Source organism: Ralstonia sp. RL (genome assembly GCF_001683835.1).
Lineage (GTDB): Bacteria > Pseudomonadota > Gammaproteobacteria > Burkholderiales > Burkholderiaceae > Ralstonia > Ralstonia mannitolilytica.
Genome location: NZ_LWRX01000152.1, coordinates 20,561 through 38,952 on the forward strand (window position 1 = coordinate 20,561; position 18,392 = coordinate 38,952).

The window sequence follows — 18,392 nt, forward strand, 5'->3', positions numbered from 1 at the left end:
ATGCCAATCGTTTTCTCACAGTGGGGGCGACCGGCTCAATTTCGAGCGAAACCTCTTCAAAAACTGACCGTTTTTCGCCACAAACCCATCTTCGGCGGCCTTGACAGTCTGTTGCTTTCCTCGAACAATCGAATTCAACATGTGCGTCTTACTGCCCCGCAAACCGTTGGCAGCAGGCCTCATGATGGTGAGCCGGGGAGGCCTCACACCAGTCGACAACAGATCGACAACCGCTTCAGGCTGTGGCGCCTGCCACGAGAAGACCGATCGCTGACGGCGCGGTTCCATCCGCGCCTTTCGTCGTGCCCCACGGCCGACGCCCGGCGATGACTGCGCGGTACCGCTCTGCACTGGCCCGACAGGCATGCTTTCCCCGCTCGGACTTGTGTTTCCACGGAGGGGTTGTTTATGGCAAGCGGTACTGTCAAATGGTTCAACGATGCCAAGGGTTTCGGTTTCATCTCGCCTGACGAGGGTGGTGAAGAACTGTTCGCGCATTTCTCGGCCATCCAGATGAGCGGCTTCAAGACGCTCAAGGAAGGCCAGCGCGTCACGTTCGAGGTGACGCAGGGTCCGAAGGGCAAGCAGGCCACCAATATCCAGTCGGCCGCCTGATCGGCGTCATGGGGCGCCCGCCGCTGGCGGACGCCCAATTGCAAAAAACCCGGTACCACGCCGGGTTTTTTGTTGCCGCAGCGGCGGACAATGGCGGCACACCGCAAGCAACACGCCATTTCGTCGCAGCGTGCGCCAGGGTGCGTGGATGATCCCCGTGTTCAAGGAGCCCCCCGCATGAAACAGCACATCGCCTGTACCGCCCTCTCCGTCGCCCTCATTGCGGCGTTACTGCCGGCCGGTGCCAGCGCAGATCGGCGATCTCATCAAAAGCGCCACGCAAGGCGGGCACGAATCCTCCGGCGGGTTGGGCGCCCTGGGGAATCTCGGTGGAATGGGCGGCGGCCTGCCGTCGCTGGGTTCGCTCAGCTCGGGCAGCACCGGCAATGTGGCCGGGGTGCTGGAGTTCTGCGTGAAGAACAATTACCTGAGCGGCGCCGGCGCGGAGTCGGTCAAGGACAGGCTGCTCGGCAAGCTGGGGGGCGCGCCCGCGTCTGACCCAGGCTATACGGATGGCACCCGGGGCATCCTCACCGGCGCCGACGGCAGCACATTCGACCTGGCCAGCATCAAGTCGCAGATCACCCGCCAGGCCTGCGACAAGATCCTGTCGCAGGGCAAATCGCTGCTCTGAGGCGCGACGCGGCCAGGCGCGCACTACACTGCAGTATCGATGGGCGTTCGCCCGCCATTTTGCTCGAGGCACCCATGCTGGAAACCGCCGCGCTGGCCGCCGGCTTGTCCTGGACCAGCGGCTTCCGTCTCTACCTGGCCGTGTTCGCTGCGGGCATCCTGGGCCGCGCGGGGTGGCTGCACCTGCCGCCCGGTCTGCAGATGCTGGAATCGTGGTGGGTGATCGGCCTGGCCGGCGTGCTGGCGGTGGCGGAATTCCTCGCCGACAAGATTCCCGGTTTCGATTCCGTTTGGGATGGCATCCAGACCTTCATCCGCGTGCCTGCCGGTGCGATCCTGGCTGCGGCTGCGTTCGGACAGCTCGATCCGCAATGGATGGTGGCTGCGGGACTGATTGGCGGGACGCTGGCCGGCACAGCCCATGCCACCAAGGCCGGCACGCGCGCGCTGATCAACACGTCGCCGGAACCGTTCTCGAACTGGGTGGCGTCGTTCAGTGAAGACGTGGCCGCCAGCGGCGGTTTGTTGATGGCGTTTTTCCTGCCGATCGCGTTCCTGGTGGTGCTGGCGCTGCTGCTGTTGGTATCGGCGTGGCTGCTGCCCAAGCTGTGGCGCGGCGTGCGGCGGCTGCGCGATGTGCTGCGCGGGCGCTCGCCGGGGCCGCAATCGCCCGGCACAACGCGGGTGCCTCACTAGGCGCCATCCGCGCGCAGCCGCGACAACGCGCCTCTAGGCGCTGCACGTGCCTCCCCTAGACAAACTCTGATTTATTGTTTCGCCCCTGCTCAGACGAAGCAGCCATCGGTACACTCGCGCCCATCGCTTCAGTGCCATAGAGAATGCGATCGAGGTGTGGAAACCTCGGGTATAGCGGGCAAGCGCCGAGCATAGGTGCTTGTCCTGAACCGTTATGGCTTGGCTTCGTCTCCTTCCTGGGGCGAGCCAGGCTTGAACGGCTTCGGCCGTGCCGATCGCTATACCTCGGTTTTCCACCTTGCCTGTGCTCGCCCACCCCTCCCGCCAAGGGTTGGGCGCGGTTCCGTTCATCACATGAAGAGGAATGCCGTGACCCGCTCGATCTTCCCATCCGTCGATCCCGCTGTTGCCGATTCGCGCGGCGAATATCAAAAGGGCGTTGGTGCTGCGCGGGAACTCCTGCATGCATTGGCCGCGCGCGCCGCAGCCATGAAGCAGGCCGCCACGAGCAAGACGGCTTCGCCGGAACGTCGCGGGCCCCCGCTGATTGATGGGCGAGGCCGACGCATGGGCCGCGGCGCCTTTGTTGCAGCATCGGCGTTGAGGCTTGTTGGGACTCGCCCGCCCCTTTGAGAGTGCAAGCCGCCCAAGACTGGAGCACACGCGGGCGGCTGGTTGCGGCTCGAAACGAAAAACCCCGGCCAGCCGAAGCTGCCGGGGTTTTTGTCATATCCATCGCGGCCGGAGCCGCGAGCGACATGCTTACATATTCTCGATCATCACCTGACCGAAGCCCGAGCACGACACTTGGGTCGCGCCTTCCAGCAGACGGGCGAAGTCATACGTGACCTTCTTCGACAGGATCGACTTTTCCATCGAGCTGATGATCAGATCAGCGGCTTCCGTCCAGCCCATGTGGCGCAGCATCATTTCGGCCGACAGGATTTCCGAACCCGGGTTCACGTAGTCCTTGCCCGCGTACTTCGGCGCGGTGCCGTGGGTGGCTTCGAACATTGCCACCGAATCCGACAGGTTGGCACCCGGGGCGATACCGATACCGCCGACTTGCGCGGCCAGGGCGTCGGAGATGTAGTCGCCGTTCAGGTTCAGCGTGGCGATGACCGAGTACTCGGCCGGACGCAGCAGGATCTGCTGCAGGAAGGCGTCGGCAATGGCGTCCTTGACGATGATTTCCTTGCCCGTCTTCGGGTTCTTGAACTTGCACCACGGGCCGCCGTCGATCAGCTCGGCGCCGAATTCCTTCTGAGCCAGTTCGTAACCCCAGTCACGGAAGCCGCCTTCCGTGAACTTCATGATGTTGCCCTTGTGCACCAGCGTGACCGACGGCTTGTCGTTGTCGATCGCGTACTGGATGGCCTTGCGCACCAGGCGCTGCGTGCCTTCCTTCGACACCGGCTTGATGCCGATGCCCGACGTTTCCGGAAAACGGATCTTCTTCACGCCCATTTCGTTGCGCAGGAAGGCGATGACCTTCTTGGCCTGCTCGCTCTCGGCGGCCCATTCGATGCCGGCGTAGATGTCTTCCGAGTTCTCGCGGAAGATGACCATGTCGGTCTTCTCGGGCTCACGCACCGGCGACGGCACACCCTTGAAGTAGCGCACCGGGCGCAGGCAGACGTACAGGTCCAGCTCCTGGCGCAGCGCCACGTTGAGCGAACGGATGCCGCCGCCCACCGGCGTCGTCAGCGGGCCCTTGATGGACACCACGTAGTCCTTCAGGACTTGCAGGGTCTCTTCGGGCAGCCATACGTCCGGGCCGTACACCTTGGTCGACTTTTCCCCGGCGTAGATTTCCATCCAGGAAATCTTGCGCTTGCCGGCGTAGGCCTTCTCGACCGCGGCGTCCACGACCTTGATCATGACCGGCGTGATGTCGAAGCCCGTGCCGTCGCCCTCGATGTAGGGAATGATGGGGTTGTCGGGGACGTTCAGGGAGAAGTCCTTGTTGACGGTGATCTTCTCGCCGGCCGGGACCTTGATGTGTTGGTACATGACGACTCCAGTGCTGACCGCAGGTGAGCGGATGGACGGTGGGGGTTGACAGCACAGCGCGCCGCGCGCGGGTTGGCCGATGCGGCACGCTGCAATGAACTGGCGATTCTAGCGGCCCGCGATGGCGCTCTCACGATGCACCGCACAAAATCCTTGCAAGCCGCAACTCTTATATAAGACACAAGAGTGAATTCCGCATTATGCCGGAAAATTTCACCATCCGCCATACTCCCGCGCGTGGCGGACCGGCCCCTAGCTGCCGGGCAAACCACCGTCCGGACGGTGTGCGACAACGGTGCGGGCATCCGTCAGTGCGGGCGCGGCGTCGGGCAGCGCGCTCCAGGCGGCGACAACCCGGGCCAACGCGTCGCGCAGCCCGGCGGAAGCGTCGGTGTTCAGCAACCCGGCCAGCCCCGCGGCATCCAGACCGGGCTGACGGCGCACCAGCCAGGCGAGCGTCTGAATGTGGTCGCCGAAGCTGCCGTCCGCCTCGAGCAAGGGGCACAAACGTGCCAGGGCCGCACGGCGGTCCAGCGGCGCTCCGGCGATCGTCTCCGATACCAGAAGGAAATCGTCGAGGTGCGAACTGGGCCCCGGCGCGGAGCGGAAAACTCCCGGCAAGGCGGCGAGCGCCACCCAACCACCGGCGGCCAGCAGCACGTCGCGGCGCCGAAGCGGCTCCGGCTTGGGCGGGGAAAGCGACAACGAAAGCGGGGACACGGCAGCATGAAGGAAAACGGGCCTGCATTCTCAAGGTCCGCAGCGGCGCCCTCCTATCAGACGAGTCTGAAATGGCGGCCCGCAGGCGGCGCGTCGGGCAACTTTCTTGCGTGGCGCAACATGGTTCACATCGCGGATCCGCGTGTGCCGGGACTTTCGCCTCCGCCCGCAAAAAATTCGATCCGGCGTGTCAACGGGCCTGTAACGGGCTGCGTTATTGCAGATGACTCATTTAGCGGGTCGATGGTTTAACTCACTGATCTATAAAAGGATTCACCATGAAGAAGCTGATCGCTGCCCTGATCGCCGGCCTGTTCGCCACCGGTGTGTTCGCTCAAGCCTCGGCCCCGGCTGCTGACGCAGCTGCTGCTCCGGCCGCTGAAAAGGCTGCTCCGAAGGCCAAGAAGGCCAAGAAGCACCACCACAAGAAGGCCAAGAAGGCCGCTGCTGCTGACGCTTCGGCTCCGGCTGCCCAGCAATAAGCTTGTGGCGACGCCGGGCCCTCGCGGCTCGGCTGGCCCAGAGAAAGCAGATGCTTTTGCATCTGCTTTTTTTTTCGCCCCGCTTTGGCCGATACCCCAGCACGCAAGTGGGGCTGTCAAAATAGCGCCATCTAGCTTGGGTACGTTGCGCGTTCCTCACAACAAGAAACAGGGAAGGCGCGATGGAATTCCGATCGATGTTCGCTGCGGTGCGGCGCAAACGCACCGTGTTGACGATGCTCTCTCTTGCCGCGCTGGCTGCGGCAGCCGTGATCGCAGGCTGCGGCGGCTCGTCCTCCGATTCCACGCCTGCACCGACGCCCGCGCCGGCTGACGCCGCCACGGCGGATGCCAATATCCAGGCCGCGTGGGTGGAGATCGGTGACAACAATCAGGCCATCGTCCGCGTCGCCACGAGCTACACGAACGGCGCAACACCGGCCGACAGCTCGGTGTGTCCGCTGCTGACGGTGGACGGCTCCACCACCCGCATGAGCCTGCGCGTGGCCGCCGGCACCGTGGCACAACGCACCACCGCCAGCGCCGCGAGCGATTCCAAGGCTTCGTCCTTTCCGGTGAGCGCCTGCGAGGCCACGGTGGCATCGACCGCCAAGGCCGCGTCGATCGGCTCCCGTGTGCTGCCGCTGCCCAAGGCCAACCCGCAACGCGTGGTGATCCTGGCGGACACCGGCTGCCGCATGAAGAAGTCGAGCAACACGTTCCAGGCGTGCAACGATCCGCTGTCGTGGCCGTTCTCGACTGCTGCCGCCACGGCAGCGGCCATGAAACCCGACCTCGTCCTGCACGTGGGCGACTACCACTACCGCGAAAACGCCTGCCCGCCCGACGTGGCCGGCTGCCAGGGCAGCCCGTGGGGCTACGGCTGGGATACATGGCAGGCCGACCTGTTCCAGCCCGCCGCCCCGCTGATGGCCGCCGCCCCGTGGGTGCTGGTGCGTGGCAATCACGAGGAATGCGCGCGCGCCGGCCAGGGCTGGTATCGCTTCCTCGATCCGCGCCCGTATTCCGCGGACCGCTCGTGCGACAACCCGGCCAACGACACCGCAGCCAACGCGTCGGACCCGTACGCCGTGGCCATCGGGAGCGATACGCAAGTCATCGTGTTCGATTCGGCCAAGGCGGGCACCACGCCGCTGGCGACCACCGACCCGTGGTTCCAGACCTACCAGAAGCAGTTCGCCACCGTCGGTACGCTGGCCGCCAAGCCGGGCGTGATGTCGATCTTCACCAACCACCACCCGATCCTCGGCTTCGTGCCGATCGCAGGGGGCACGCCGCTGGGCGGCAACGCGGCACTGCTGTCGGTCATGAACAGCCTGAACGCCACGGCCTACTACCCGCCCGGCGTGCAGGTGGCGCTACATGGTCACGTGCACGACTTCCAGGCCATCAACTTCACCAGCAACCATCCGGCGACCATCGTGGCGGGCAACGCCGGCGATTCGCTGGATGTGGCCCTGCCCGATCCGTTCCCGGCCATCAGCCCGGCCTCCGGCGTGACGGTGGGCAGCATCTCGCACAACAACTCGTTCGGCTTCATGGTGATGGACCGCCAGCCGGCGCCCGCCAAGGGCTGGCTGTTCAAGGCGTACACCGTCAACGGCAAGCTGCTGACGACGTGCACGCAGAACGGTTCGAGCCTGGTGTGCGACAAGACCGGCTTCGTCGCACCTTGAAGCGCCTGCGCATTGCGCTTTGGGTTGCCGCCACACTCATCCCGGGTGTGGCGCTAGCCGAATCGATTGGCATGACGCCCAAGCTGGACGCCGTGCCGCCGCCTGCCGAGTCGGCCGTGTTCAAGCCCGACCCGAACCTCGTCGCGCTCGGCAAGCGGGTGTTTTTCGACCCGCGCCTGTCGGAGCCGCAGGGCACGTCGTGCGCGGCGTGCCATGACCCCGGCCGGGCGTTCGCGCCCACGCTCAAGGGCGAGGCGCTGCGCATCGGCGTGCCGGCAGGCAGCCGCCCGGGGCACATAGCCGCGCGCAATGCGCCATCGCTGCTGTATCTGCGTTACGTGCCGCAGCGGTACTTCTTCCAGGACGACGACGCTAGCTTCCCGTCGCCGTTTGGCGGCTTCTTTGCCGATGGCCGTGCCGACTCCATCGCCGAGCAGATTCGCGGCCCGCTGTTCAGCCCCGATGAAATGGGCAATCGCTCGCCGCGCACGCTGCAGCGCAAGGTGGCCGGCACGGACCTCGGCCAAGCGCTGACGCAGCAATTCGGTGCCGATGCGGTCCGCGACCCCGAACGGCTCGTGGGCGCGCTGGGAAAGGCGCTGGAGGCGTATTTCCAGAGCGACGAGATGGCGCCGTTCACCTCGCGCTTTGATGATTTCCTGCGCAAGCGCACGCCGCTTTCGCCGGCCGAGATGCGCGGCCTCGCCCTCTTCCGCAACCCCGACAAGGGCAACTGCGCCTCGTGCCACCTGATGGTGGAATCGTCGTCGCGCCCGGAGCGCTCGCTGTTCACCGATTTCGGCTACGACGCCATCGCCGTGCCGCGCAACCCGCGGCTGCCCGCCAACAAGGACGCGCGCCACTTCGACGTCGGCCTGTGCCAGACCGCCCGCGCCCTCGGATGGCCCGAGCCCGACCAGTGGTGCGGCTACTTCCGCACGGCCGGCCTGCGCAACGTGGCCGTGCGGCAGACGTTCATGCACAACGGCGTGTTCCGCACGCTGCGCGATGCGGTGGCCTTCTATGCCACGCGCTCGACCGACCCGGCGCAGTGGTACCCCGGCGGCAAGCGTTTCGACGACGTGCCCGCCAGATACCAGGGCAACATCAACGTGAACGCTGTGCCGATGAACCGCCGCGCCGGCGCTACACCCGCGCTGACGGAAGACGAAATCGACGACATCGTCGCCTTCCTGCGCACGCTCACCGATGCGCGCTACGTGGCGCAGATGCCGGACCCCGCGGTGGACAAGGCACGCTCGGCGCACGCGCCCAGGGCGGGCACAAGGACCGCCGCCATCCGGCCCGACCAGGCCACTACGCGGTAACAACTTTTTATCCCCGCGGGCCCTCGCCGCATTGACGCCGGGAGGTCGAGTGCCGATCATGGTGCGTTTCGTTTCTGCCTTGCTTGCCATGACCACGCTCTCCCGCCTGCTTGCCGGCCTGTGCCTGTCGATCGCCGCCGGCACGGCCTTCGCGCAAACGCCGACCGGCCCGAACACCGGCCTGCCCGTCACCGATCTGACGATCGGCATGTACAAGGTCCACGCTGAAGTGGCCGCCACCCCGCAGTCTCGCGAGACGGGGCTGATGTTCCGCAAGTCGATGCCCGACACGGCCGGCATGCTGTTCGTGTTCGACGAGATTGCCGGACACTGCTTCTGGATGAAGAACACGGATCTGCCGCTCTCGATCGCGTTCATCACCGAGGACGGCACCATCTCCGACATTGCCGAGATGAAGCCGCAGACCGAAGACAACCACTGCCCGACCCGCGCCGGCCGCTATGCGCTCGAAATGAACAAGGGCTGGTTCTCGCGCAAGGGCATCAAGCCCGGCATGAAGGTCGGCGGCCTGCCGCGCTGAGGCGCATCCCACAACAACAGAGAGGAGACCGCCGCATGCACGCATTCAGCAACAACCGCCGCCGCTGGATGCAGCAGGCAGGCGCACTGGCCGCAGGCGCGGGCGCTGCCGCCGCAGGCTGGCCGATGGCAGCATCGGCGGCAGGGGCGGGCAAGGGCACGCGCCTGATCCTGCTCGGCACCGCCGGGGGGCCGACGCCCAAGAAGAACCGCTCAGCGCCGGCGCAGGTGATCGTCATCAACGGCGTGTCGTACGTGGTGGACTGCGGCAACGGTGTCGCACGCCAGTATGTAACGGCGGGGCTCAAGCTCAAGGACATTCGCCACGTCTTCCTCACGCATCAGCACTCCGACCACAACGCCGATTACGGCACGCTGATGCTGCTCGCCTGGGCCACCGACCTGACCGGCCCCGTCGACGCCTGGGGCCCGCCCCCGCTGGCCGCGATGACGACCAGGTTTCTCGAACTGTATGACTACGACATCCGCACCCGCATTGCCGACGAAGGCCGGCCGCCGCTGGCGCCGATGATCCACCCGCACGAGATCACCGAAGGCGGGCTGGTGATGCAAGACGCCAACGTCAAGGTCACGAGCGCATTGGTGAAGCACCCCCCGGTGGCGCCCGCCTTGGCGTTCCGCTTTGATTCGGCAGACCGCTCCATCGTCATTTCCGGCGATACGGCGCCGAGCGAAAACCTCGTGCGCCTGGCCTATGGCGCCGACGTGCTCGTGCACGAGGTGATGCACCTGCCGTCGCTCGACAGGCTGCTCGCCACCGAGCCGAATGCCAAGACGCTGCGCGAGCATCTGCTGGCGAGCCACACCTCCACCGAAGACGTCGGCCGCATCGCCACCGAGGCCAAGGTCAAGACGCTGGTGCTGTCGCACTTCGTGCCGGGCGGCTATCCGTATCTGGAAGATGCGGTGTGGCTGGATGCGGTGCGCCCGCACTTCAAGGGCGAGATCATCGTGGGCCGCGACCTGCAGGAAATCTAGGGGCGGCCGCTGGTCGCTTCGTTGCAGTCGCGGTAGAGGACGTTGCGGTTGGCGGGCAGCGTCTCATCGGTGAGGAAGCCGGTGGGACCCTTCGTCCACCAGACGTACGGGCCCGACGCATAACGCGCGCCCGACGCCGAGATGACGTTGGCGAACACGTGGGTCTTGCCGTCGAGCGTGATGGCCGCCAGCGGTGTATCGCCCACCGTCATGTACTTCACGAGCAGCGTCTTGCCGCCCCCGCAGCTGTAGCGCACGTCGTGCGGCTCCTTGATCGGCAGTGCGGAATACGCGCGGGCCTGGTCGATGGCCTTGTTCAACCCGGCCTTGGCAAAGTCGAGCGCGGTATTCAGATCGTCGGACGACATGCCGGGCACGGGCGACTGCTGCGCGGTGGCGAAGCCACTGAACACGCCGGCGCCCAGCGCCACGCCCAACATCATTGCGGTTGCAGAACGACGCATGGATCGGTCTCCTTGGAAGATCAGCGGGAGCCCGTTAGACGTGTACGGGCCCGAAAAGTCAGTCCGCCGCGTCGTCGGCTTCCGCGGCTGACGGGCTCAGCACAAGCGGTGTCGGCTCCAGGCGTTGCGGCAGTTCCTCGGACAACGCGCGCGCCGCTTCGGCAAAGCACTGCACGAGGCTGTCAGCCAGCGATGACGGCGCATGGTGCTCGGCACGCATGGCGCGCACATCGAAGGTCTGCGCCGGTTCCAGCGCGAACAGCGCGATGCGCTCCATGCTGCCGGTGGCGGCGGTGAACTGGTCGAGCATCGTCACCCCCAGCGATTCCTCCACCAGCGAGCGCGCCAGCGAATACGTCTGCACCTCCAGCGTCGACTGCGGCGCCAGTCCGCCGCGTGCCAGCGTCTGCCCGACGAGCGAGCCGAGCGAGATCTGGTCTTCGAGGCCGATGAACGGTTTCTCGGCGACGAGCCTGTGCAGCACGCGACCGTCGGTCTTTCCGCCGACCCACGCGCGCGGTGCGGCCAGCAGGATGCGGCCCTGGGCGACCGGCGTCGTGCTGATGGCGGGATGCACGGGCGGCGCAAAGGCGAAGCCGACATCAATATCCTGCGAGAGCAAGCCCTGCACGATCTCGGCGGTGTGATGGGTGAACACGCGCACGAGCGTGTCGGGGTGACGCTGTGAGAAGCGGCGCACAGCCGGCGCGAGAATGCTCGGCGCCAGGCTCGGCGTGGCCGCCACGCGCAGGCGCCCCGCCCCCTTGTGGCGCAGGTTGGCCGACACGCGCCGCACGCGCTCGACCTCCTGGTACAGGCGTTCGACCTCCGCGAACAGCTCGAATGCCTCCGCGGTAGGCTGCAAGCGTCCCTTGGTTCGATCGAACAGGCGGAAGCCGAGCTGCAGCTCGGTGTGTTGCAGCACGCGCGTCACCACGGGCTGCGACACGTTGAGCATGCGCGCGGCCTCGCTGACGGTGCCCACCAGCATCACGGCGCGGAAGACTTCGATCTGGCGCAAGCGCATGGCCGCCGGTCCTCACAAATCCGAATGGGAAAGCGCCGATTGTGACATCGGCCCCGAGTCTTCGGCTAGGCCGGATCGGCGGGCGCCGGCGTGGCGGCGACGCCCTCCGCCTCGAGCGCATCCAGAAACACGCGCACCTTGCGCGGCACGAGCTTGCGCGCCGGCATCAGCGCGTACACACGCAGCGCGGTCAGCTCGAAGTCGGGCAGCACGCGCACGAGCCGGCCGGTGGCGACTTCGGCATCGCCCACGGAACGCGCCATGCGCGCCACGCCCAAGCCGCGCACGGCGGCGCGGGCGCGCATTTCGGCATTCAGCGTCTGCAGGCGCGGCTGGATCGGAACCTCGATCGGCTCAGCCGCTGGGTCGCCCGCGGGGCGGAAGGCCCAGCTCGCATCGTCGGGGCCGGAGAGGCAGGGCCAGCCGGCCAGGTCGGCGGGCGTCTTCAGCGGCGGGCGTTCCGCCAGCAATGCCGGCGAGGCGTACAGGCCGCGCGGGATCATCACCACGCGGCGCGCCACCAGCGACGAGTCCGGCAGCATCTGGTCGACCATCACGAAGACGATGTCGTAACCGCTGGCCAGCAGATCGGGCTGCTCCCACGAGATGTGCACCTGGATCTGCAAGTGCGGGTATTTCTCGAGCGTGCGGCATACCGGCTCGGTCAGGTGCTGTGCACCCACCTCGTACGGCGCAGCGATGCGCAGCGTGCCGGCGACGGTTTCGCTGGCGGCGGTGGTGTCGGCGTGCACTTCGCGCAGGCGCTCGAACAGTGGGGCGATGTCGTCGTAGAAGTGCGAGCCCGCTTCGGTCAGGCGCAGCTGGCGCGTGGTGCGCGTCATGAGCCGCACGCCGAGCGAGGCTTCCAGCCGCGAGACGGCGGCGCTGGCGGTCGATTTCGGGATCCCGAGCGCCTCGGCGGCGGCGGTGAAGCTGCCGGCCTCCACCACGCGGCAGAAGGTCTCCCAGTCGTTCCACTCCATTGTTCGCATGACTGGACAGTGTTCCTAGAGTTGGCCGTTTATCCGGCTGGCGGGCAAGTTTATGCTCGGGCACATGTCGCTGCAAATCCTCAAACCCGCGTCGCTGCGGGCGTTTCCCCATTTTTCTTCTGCGCGTGTCCACGCATTCGGGCTCGCGCTGGGCCTGTCCACCGGGCTCGACTTCGTGTCTTCGCAGATGTTCGCCGTGGCCGGGCAGCACATCCAGGGCGGCGTGCATGCCAGCCCCGAAGCGTATCTGTACGCCGTCACCGCTTATGCCGTGGCCGCGGTGGTGGCAAACCTCGCCATCGGCCGCATTGCCGCGCACGTGGGCTACCGCATGTACTCGCTCGTAGGGATCGCGCTGTTTGCCGCCGGCTGCGTGGTGTGCGCGCAATCGAACACGATTGGCGAGCTGGTGGTCGGCCGGACGATCCAGGGGCTGGGCGCGGGCGGCCTGTTCTCGGCATCGCGGATCCTGGTGCAGCTCACCGCAGAGCCCGACGAGCGCATCCCGCCGATGCTCATGTTCAGCGTCGGTCTCTTCGGCCTGACGACGATCGCGCCGTGGATCTGCGCCGAGGTGCTCGAATACAGCGAATGGCGCGTGATCTTCTGGCTGGAGCTCGTGCTGGCCGTCGTGGCCTGGATGGCGATGTTCTTCCTGCCGCCCGAACGTCACCAGCCCCGCACACGCGCCGCACGCCGCCCGCACGAGGCGCCGCCGCAGGACAGCCTGTGGGACTGGGTCGGCGTCGGCACCATGGCCATCGGCGCGTTGTCGTTCCTGATGGGCCTGTCGGAGCTGCGTTATAGCCGGCTCACGGCGTCGCCGGCGATCCCGCTGCTCCTGATTGGCGGGGCGGCATCGCTGCTGCTGGCCATGCACCGGCTGCGCACGCACCCCGATCCGTGGCTCGACCTGTCGCGCCTGAACGGCCGCCGCTACCTGTGGGGCATCGGCTTCTACGGCGTGTACTACCTGATGAGCGGCTATTGGTCTTACCTGTTTCCGGCGGTGTCGCAAGGCGGGCTCGGTTTCACGTTCCGCACGACCACGCTGTTCCTGATGATCAGCGGCGCGGTATCGACCGTGGTGGCGGTGATCATGACGATCTGGCTGCCGTTCTTCTTCCGCAAGCGCCGCTTCATCGCGATCGGCTTTGGCGTGTATGCGGCGGCAGCGCTGCTGCTCGGCACGAGCCTGATGCCGGGCGCACCGGACTACGCCTTCTTCCCCGTATCGATGCTCGAAGGCATCACGCCGGGTGCGGTGATGATCCAGGTCGCGATGATGACCTACCTCGATCTCGACCGGGAAGACTTCGCGCACGGCTACCAGATGAAGAACATCGCACGCCAGTTCGCCACGGCAGTCGGCACGGGGCTGGCGGCGGTGTCGCTGCAGACGCAGCAGGCCGAATCGCGCTCGCTGATCGTGGCGCACGTCACGCGCTTCACATCGGATCTGCAGGCCGCCGGACCGCTGACGCCGCAACGCCTGGCGAGCCTGTCGGCGGAGATCGACCGACAGGCCACGCTGCTGGCCGGCACGCAGCTCTTCAGTTGGTTTGCCGTGGTGTGCGGCGTGCTGGCGGTGGTGGTGCTGATGCAGCGCTCGCTGCGCTGAAAGCGCCCGCTACGATGTCTGCACCGCGTACTTGCCCGGCCCCACGGCGGCCAGCAGGAACAAGCCGCCCATGATCGTCAGGTTCTTGTAGAACTGGATCTTGTTGGCCGCCTGCGCCGCGCCTTCCATGCTCCAGTAATGGTGGCCAATCAGCGACGTGCCGAGCACGAACAGCGCCATCAGCAAGGCCAGCGGCCGCGTCCAGAAACCGATCAGCAGGCAGATCCCCACGCCCAACTCCATGATGACGGCAATGGCGGCGGCCACCGCCGGTACGGGCGCGCCCGTGCTTGCCATGTAGCCGACCGTGCCCTGGAAGCCGCTGAGCTTGGCCCATCCGGACATCACGAACAGCACCATCATGAGGATGCGGGCGAGCAGCATCAGCTCGTTTCGCCAACGTTCGATGAACGCGTCCATTTCTGGCCTCCGGGGCGGATTTTGGTGATTGCAGTCTAGGCGCTCGATTTGCCAAGTGTGGTTTCGAGCGCATCGAGTACCGCTTGGATCACACCGTGCCGCACGTGCTCCTTGCGCTCGATCATGCCGACAGTGCGCACGGGGGTCTGCGGCGGCATGGGCAGCACGCGCAGGGCGGGATCGCTCTCCCAACTGGCGCGGCGCAGGCGCGGCACCAGCGTCACCCCAACCTGCTGGCGCACCAGCTCAACGATCGCCTCGATCGAATTGACCTCGATGAACTCGTTGACCGCCATGTGCGTCTTGCGCAAGGCACGGTCGATGAGGGCGCCCGTGCGCACCGCGCGGTCAAAGCGCAGGAACGGGTGCGTACGCAACACCTCCTCGGCACGGCCGCGCGTATGGCGCCCGGCCACGACGACCAGCGGCTCGGTGTAGAGCGGGTGCCACGCGAGGTTGGCCGGCAGCCGCTCCAGATGCTCCACCACCAGCGCGCCATCGAGTTCCCCCGCCTCCACCTGCTCGGCCAGTTCGCCCGATTTGCCGGTGATGAGCTTCACGTCGAGCGCCTTGTGCACCTGCTTGAGGCCCGCCACCGCATGCGCCAACGACCCCATGACCGACACCACCGCGCCGATCGCCACGGCGCCGGCAAGCTCGGTCTGCGGCTCGTCGCCGATGCGCATGGCGTCGTACAGCGCCAGCAGATGTTCGGCCTGCGGCAGGAGCGCCCGCCCGCGCGCATTGAGCGTGACGGTGCGGCCCGAGCGGTCGAACAGGTCGCGGCGCAACTCGGCCTCGAGCGCACGCATCTGCAGGCTCACGGCGGCCTGCGTGAGCGCCACGCGCTCGGCAGCGGCGGCAAACGAGCCATGGCGCGCCACTGCGACGAAGGTTCGGAGAAAGCGGATCGTACTCACCGACGGAATCTCAAGATTTTCTTAAGCAACATCAAATGAATTTTAACTTTATTAAATCCAGCGCGAGGCAAATAATCGGCGTTCAACTCCATCCCGCTTGAGCACCATGTCCCACCGCTTCGACTGGCAGAACCCCTATCCGACCGTGCGCATTCCGCTGTTTGCGCGCAACGTTGTGTCGACGTCGCACCCGCTGGCCGCGCAGGCTGGGCTGCGCATGCTGCTCGCGGGCGGCAGCGCCGTGGATGCGGCTATCGCCGCAGCGGCCATGCTGACCGTGGTCGAGCCCGTCTCGTGCGGCCTCGGCAGCGATGCATTCGCAATCCTGTGGGACGGCAAGGAACTGCACGGCCTGAACGCCTCCGGCACCGCGCCGCAGGCCTGGAACCTCGATTACTTCCGCAAGAAATACGGCGAAGACGCCAACGGCAACCCCAAGCGCCCCACGCGCGGCTGGGACGCGGTAACCGTGCCCGGCGCCATCTCCGCGTGGGCTGCGTTGCACGAGCGCTTCGGCAAGCTGCCGTTTGCCGACGTGCTGGAACCTGCCGCCGAGATTGCCGAGCGCGGCCACACCATCGCGCCCATCGTCGCGCACAAATGGGCGGCGGCCATTCCCGAGCTGCACAACCAGCCCGGCTACGCGCAGGCCTTCATGCCGCACGGCCGCGCGCCGGAAGTGGGCGAAAAATTCAAACTGCCCGACGCAGCCGCCACGCTGCGCCGCCTCGGCCAGACCAATGGCCGCGATTTCTACGAAGGGGAACTCGCCGAGCGCATCGCCGCCTATTCGCGCGAATGCGGCGGCGGCATGACCGCACAAGACCTGCGCGACTATCGTCCCGAATGGGTCAAACCGATCACCAAGCGCTACCGCGGCTACGACCTGTACGAGATCCCGCCGAACGGCCAGGGCATCGCCGCGCTCATCGCGCTGGGCATTCTCGATCGCTTCGATCTTGGCGCCCTGCCGGTCGACTCCGCCGATTCGCAGCATCTGCAGATTGAAGCGATGAAGCTGGCGTTTGCCGATCTCTACCAATACGTGGCCGACCCGCGCTCGATGGAAGTCACGCCAGAGCAGATGCTCGACGACGCGTACCTCGATGCACGCGCCAAGCTCATCGACATGGGCCGCGCGCAGATGCCGACCTTCGGCATGCCGCGCGCCGGCGGCACGGTGTACCTGACGGCCGCTGACGAGAGCGGCATGATGGTCTCGTTCATCCAGTCCAACTACATGGGATTCGGTTCCGGCGTGGTGGTGCCCGGCACCGGCATCAGCCTGCAGAACCGCGGCTTCGGCTTCTCGATGGATGCGCGTTCGGCCAACGTGGTGGAAGGCGGCAAGCGACCATTCCACACCATCATTCCGGCGTTCCTGACCAAGGATGGCCAGCCGCAGATGAGCTTCGGCGTGATGGGCGGCGACATGCAGCCGCAAGGCCACCTGCAGACGCTCGTTCGCATGCTCGATTACAAGCAGCAGCCGCAGGCCGCGTGCGACGCGCCGCGCTGGAAGGTCAACCGCGATTTCACGCTGGACGTGGAAGGCACGATGAACGCCAAGACCGTCGCTGCACTGGAAGCGCGCGGCCACAAGCTCGAATCGGTAGCCGATCCGTACATGGATTTCGGCTCCGGCCAGTTCATCTGGCGCCTGTCGGACGACGCCGACCACGGCTACGTGGCCGCCAGCGACAGCCGCCGCGACGGCCACGCGGTGGGCTTCTAAGAAAGCCCCGCCGCACCAGCGCGCTGACCCGTCGGACCGGGCGGGCAACGCGCTGCAGTTCCCATAAAAACGATCCCGGCCGGCACCAAAGGAACCCTCATCATGACCGCCCCCTCTGCGGCAGGCACTGCTGCACCTGCTCGGCACGCAACAACGACTGCAGCGCACGCACGCCGCATCGTCATTTCGTCGTCGATCGGCAATGCGCTGGAGTGGTACGACTTTCTCGTCTACGGCTTCTTTGCGTCGGTCATCGGCAAGCTGTTCTTTCCGGCCGATGACGAATGGGTCTCGCTGCTGTTTGCAGTGGGCAGCTTTGGCGTGTCGTTCATCACGCGGCCGGTGGGCGCGATCGTGCTGGGCATGTATGCCGACAGAAAGGGGCGCAAGGCGGCGCTCACGTTGTCGATCCTGCTGATGATCGTCGGCACGCTGGCGATTGCCGTGATGCCGAGCTATCAGCAGATCGGTATCGTCGCGCCCATCACGATCCTGCTCGCACGTTTGGTGCAGGGCTTTGCGGTGGGCGGTGAATTCGGCAGCGCGACGGCCTTCATGGTCGAGCACAGCACGCGCGGGCGCGGCTACTACGCCAGCTGGCAATTCGCCAGCCAGGGCATTGCCACCATTCTGGCGGCCGGGCTGGGGGCGCTGCTCACCGCGTCGCTCACGCCGGCCGATCTGGAAGGCTGGGGCTGGCGGTTGCCGTTCGTCTTCGGCTTGCTGGTCGGCCCGGTGGGTTTCTACATCCGCCGACATCTGGATGAGACGCCCGAGTTCGTCGCCGAGCAGAAGAAGACGACCGTCGATCCGCAAGCGTCGTTCAAAGCGCAGTGGACGAACCTGCTGCTGGCGGTGGGCGTGGTGGCGCAGTCCACCGTGTCGGTGTACGTGCTGCAGCTTTACATGCCGACGTATGCCGTCAAGCAACTGCATCTGCCGGCCGCACAGTCGTTCGCGGTGGTGGTACTCAATGGCGGGCTGCAGTTTCTGCTCTCGCCGGTGATGGGCGCGCTGTCGGATCGCATTGGCCGCATCCGCATCATGCTCAGCACGTCGGTGCTGATGATCCTGCTGATCTACCCGATGTTTGCGCTGTTGCGCGCGTACCCGACCATCGGTGCGCTGCTGGCGCTGCAAGCTGTGTCGGGCATCTTCAAGGCCGCGTATTCGGGCCCGATGCCGGCGCTGATGTCGGAGATCTTCCCCACGCGCGTGCGCTCGACCGGGCTGTCGCTCGGCTACAGCCTCGGCGTGACGCTGTTTGGCGGGTTCGCGCCGTTCATCGTCACATGGCTGATCCACACGACGGGCGATACGCTGGCACCGAGCTACTACGTGCTGACGGCCGCTGCGGTGAGCGGCATCTCGCTGACGATCATCGCGCTGCGTCGTTGCAAGGCAGTGGACGCTGCCTGAGCATTTACGCTTTCTTTACGCAGCGTCACGCCCCTTTTTCACGCTTTTTACGAGCGATTCGATACGGTGTC

At 66.3% G+C, this 18,392-nt stretch carries 19 protein-coding genes; 12 read left to right on the plus strand and 7 right to left on the minus strand.

The window, feature by feature from the left end; all coding sequences use genetic code 11:
• Positions 1-408: 408 nt before the first annotated feature.
• From A6M56_RS14945 to A6M56_RS14960, 4 genes are all read left to right on the plus strand, one after another.
• On the plus strand, positions 409-615 hold the full coding sequence (locus A6M56_RS14945) for a cold-shock protein (RefSeq protein WP_045787522.1): 207 nt from the start codon (positions 409-411) through the stop codon (positions 613-615).
• A 241-nt stretch (positions 616-856) separates the two neighbouring features.
• Positions 857-1,249, plus strand: a complete 393-nt coding sequence (locus A6M56_RS14950; RefSeq protein WP_373271735.1) for a DUF2501 domain-containing protein — start codon at positions 857-859, stop codon at positions 1,247-1,249.
• A 74-nt stretch (positions 1,250-1,323) separates the two neighbouring features.
• A complete protein-coding gene (locus A6M56_RS14955) occupies positions 1,324-1,944 on the plus strand; it encodes a DUF4126 domain-containing protein (RefSeq protein WP_062737879.1) in 621 nt (206 codons plus the stop codon).
• A gap of 369 nt (positions 1,945-2,313) precedes the next feature.
• Positions 2,314-2,577, plus strand: a complete 264-nt coding sequence (locus A6M56_RS14960; protein ID WP_164490847.1) for a hypothetical protein — start codon at positions 2,314-2,316, stop codon at positions 2,575-2,577.
• A 129-nt stretch (positions 2,578-2,706) separates the two neighbouring features.
• Here A6M56_RS14960 and icd read toward each other — a convergent pair whose 3' ends face one another.
• Complete coding sequence (gene icd / locus A6M56_RS14965; RefSeq protein ID WP_062737880.1) at positions 2,707-3,957, minus strand: NADP-dependent isocitrate dehydrogenase; 1,251 nt, start codon at positions 3,955-3,957, stop codon at positions 2,707-2,709.
• A gap of 252 nt (positions 3,958-4,209) precedes the next feature.
• Positions 4,210-4,617, minus strand: coding sequence for a sugar dehydrogenase complex small subunit (locus A6M56_RS14970; RefSeq protein ID WP_257984052.1), 408 nt, complete (start codon positions 4,615-4,617; stop codon positions 4,210-4,212).
• A 338-nt stretch (positions 4,618-4,955) separates the two neighbouring features.
• Between A6M56_RS14970 and A6M56_RS14975 the strand changes: the two genes are divergently transcribed.
• From A6M56_RS14975 to A6M56_RS14995, 5 genes are all read left to right on the plus strand, one after another.
• Positions 4,956-5,159: a hypothetical protein gene (locus A6M56_RS14975; protein WP_045787526.1), complete on the plus strand. Its 204-nt coding sequence runs from the start codon at positions 4,956-4,958 to the stop codon at positions 5,157-5,159.
• 182 nt (positions 5,160-5,341) lie between these two features.
• Positions 5,342-6,856, plus strand: coding sequence for a metallophosphoesterase (locus tag A6M56_RS14980; RefSeq protein ID WP_045787527.1), 1,515 nt, complete (start codon positions 5,342-5,344; stop codon positions 6,854-6,856).
• Complete coding sequence (locus A6M56_RS14985; RefSeq protein WP_102080058.1) at positions 6,853-8,184, plus strand: cytochrome-c peroxidase; 1,332 nt, start codon at positions 6,853-6,855, stop codon at positions 8,182-8,184. Before A6M56_RS14980 ends, A6M56_RS14985 begins: the two co-directional genes overlap by 4 nt.
• Positions 8,185-8,272: 88 nt before the next feature.
• Positions 8,273-8,725, plus strand: a complete 453-nt coding sequence (locus A6M56_RS14990; protein ID WP_045787928.1) for a DUF192 domain-containing protein — start codon at positions 8,273-8,275, stop codon at positions 8,723-8,725.
• Between the two features lie 35 nt (positions 8,726-8,760).
• Complete coding sequence (locus A6M56_RS14995) at positions 8,761-9,723, plus strand: MBL fold metallo-hydrolase (protein WP_102080059.1); 963 nt, start codon at positions 8,761-8,763, stop codon at positions 9,721-9,723.
• Here the strand turns inward: A6M56_RS14995 and A6M56_RS15000 are convergent.
• The 3 genes from A6M56_RS15000 to A6M56_RS15010 all read right to left on the minus strand — a co-directional run bounded on the left by A6M56_RS15000 (position 9,720) and on the right by A6M56_RS15010 (position 12,197).
• On the minus strand, positions 9,720-10,187 hold the full coding sequence (locus A6M56_RS15000; protein WP_045787530.1) for an MliC family protein: 468 nt from the start codon (positions 10,185-10,187) through the stop codon (positions 9,720-9,722). The two genes, A6M56_RS14995 and A6M56_RS15000, sit on opposite strands and share 4 nt — an antisense overlap.
• A gap of 58 nt (positions 10,188-10,245) precedes the next feature.
• A complete protein-coding gene (locus A6M56_RS15005; protein ID WP_102080060.1) occupies positions 10,246-11,214 on the minus strand; it encodes a LysR family transcriptional regulator in 969 nt (322 codons plus the stop codon).
• A 65-nt stretch (positions 11,215-11,279) separates the two neighbouring features.
• Entirely contained in the window at positions 11,280-12,197 is a 918-nt protein-coding gene (locus tag A6M56_RS15010) for a LysR family transcriptional regulator (RefSeq protein ID WP_045787532.1), read from the minus strand.
• A 73-nt stretch (positions 12,198-12,270) separates the two neighbouring features.
• Between A6M56_RS15010 and A6M56_RS15015 the strand changes: the two genes are divergently transcribed.
• Entirely contained in the window at positions 12,271-13,827 is a 1,557-nt protein-coding gene (locus A6M56_RS15015; RefSeq protein ID WP_102080279.1) for an MFS transporter, read from the plus strand.
• 9 nt (positions 13,828-13,836) lie between these two features.
• On the opposite strand, the gene A6M56_RS15020 is transcribed toward A6M56_RS15015, so the two are convergent.
• Together A6M56_RS15020 and A6M56_RS15025 are read right to left on the minus strand one after the other, a co-directional pair.
• Complete coding sequence (locus tag A6M56_RS15020; RefSeq protein ID WP_102080061.1) at positions 13,837-14,247, minus strand: DoxX family protein; 411 nt, start codon at positions 14,245-14,247, stop codon at positions 13,837-13,839.
• Positions 14,248-14,282: 35 nt separating this feature from the next.
• Positions 14,283-15,167 carry a LysR family transcriptional regulator gene (locus A6M56_RS15025; protein WP_045787534.1) on the minus strand — a complete coding sequence of 295 codons (885 nt, stop codon included), beginning with the start codon at positions 15,165-15,167 and terminating at the stop codon, positions 14,283-14,285.
• A 106-nt stretch (positions 15,168-15,273) separates the two neighbouring features.
• Between A6M56_RS15025 and A6M56_RS15030 the strand changes: the two genes are divergently transcribed.
• Together A6M56_RS15030 and A6M56_RS15035 are read left to right on the plus strand one after the other, a co-directional pair.
• Positions 15,274-16,902 carry a gamma-glutamyltransferase family protein gene (locus A6M56_RS15030; protein WP_102080062.1) on the plus strand — a complete coding sequence of 543 codons (1,629 nt, stop codon included), beginning with the start codon at positions 15,274-15,276 and terminating at the stop codon, positions 16,900-16,902.
• 102 nt (positions 16,903-17,004) lie between these two features.
• Complete coding sequence (locus tag A6M56_RS15035) at positions 17,005-18,321, plus strand: MFS transporter (protein ID WP_102080063.1); 1,317 nt, start codon at positions 17,005-17,007, stop codon at positions 18,319-18,321.
• The last annotated feature ends 71 nt before the right edge of the window (positions 18,322-18,392 follow it).

What these genes read in the sequence shown, in the direction of transcription:
- A6M56_RS14945 (WP_045787522.1), top strand. Translation starts at nt 409, where the DNA reads ATGGCAAGCGGTACTGTCAAATGGTTCAACGATGCCAAGGGTTTCGGT.
- A6M56_RS14955 (WP_062737879.1), top strand. Translation starts at nt 1,324, where the DNA reads ATGCTGGAAACCGCCGCGCTGGCCGCCGGCTTGTCCTGGACCAGCGGC.
- icd (WP_062737880.1), bottom strand. Translation starts at nt 3,957, where the DNA reads ATGTACCAACACATCAAGGTCCCGGCCGGCGAGAAGATCACCGTCAAC.
- A6M56_RS14975 (WP_045787526.1), top strand. Translation starts at nt 4,956, where the DNA reads ATGAAGAAGCTGATCGCTGCCCTGATCGCCGGCCTGTTCGCCACCGGT.
- A6M56_RS14980 (WP_045787527.1), top strand. Translation starts at nt 5,342, where the DNA reads ATGGAATTCCGATCGATGTTCGCTGCGGTGCGGCGCAAACGCACCGTG.
- A6M56_RS14990 (WP_045787928.1), top strand. Translation starts at nt 8,273, where the DNA reads ATGACCACGCTCTCCCGCCTGCTTGCCGGCCTGTGCCTGTCGATCGCC.
- A6M56_RS14995 (WP_102080059.1), top strand. Translation starts at nt 8,761, where the DNA reads ATGCACGCATTCAGCAACAACCGCCGCCGCTGGATGCAGCAGGCAGGC.
- A6M56_RS15000 (WP_045787530.1), bottom strand. Translation starts at nt 10,187, where the DNA reads ATGCGTCGTTCTGCAACCGCAATGATGTTGGGCGTGGCGCTGGGCGCC.
- A6M56_RS15005 (WP_102080060.1), bottom strand. Translation starts at nt 11,214, where the DNA reads ATGCGCTTGCGCCAGATCGAAGTCTTCCGCGCCGTGATGCTGGTGGGC.
- A6M56_RS15010 (WP_045787532.1), bottom strand. Translation starts at nt 12,197, where the DNA reads ATGGAGTGGAACGACTGGGAGACCTTCTGCCGCGTGGTGGAGGCCGGC.
- A6M56_RS15015 (WP_102080279.1), top strand. Translation starts at nt 12,271, where the DNA reads ATGTCGCTGCAAATCCTCAAACCCGCGTCGCTGCGGGCGTTTCCCCAT.
- A6M56_RS15020 (WP_102080061.1), bottom strand. Translation starts at nt 14,247, where the DNA reads ATGGACGCGTTCATCGAACGTTGGCGAAACGAGCTGATGCTGCTCGCC.
- A6M56_RS15030 (WP_102080062.1), top strand. Translation starts at nt 15,274, where the DNA reads ATGTCCCACCGCTTCGACTGGCAGAACCCCTATCCGACCGTGCGCATT.
- A6M56_RS15035 (WP_102080063.1), top strand. Translation starts at nt 17,005, where the DNA reads ATGACCGCCCCCTCTGCGGCAGGCACTGCTGCACCTGCTCGGCACGCA.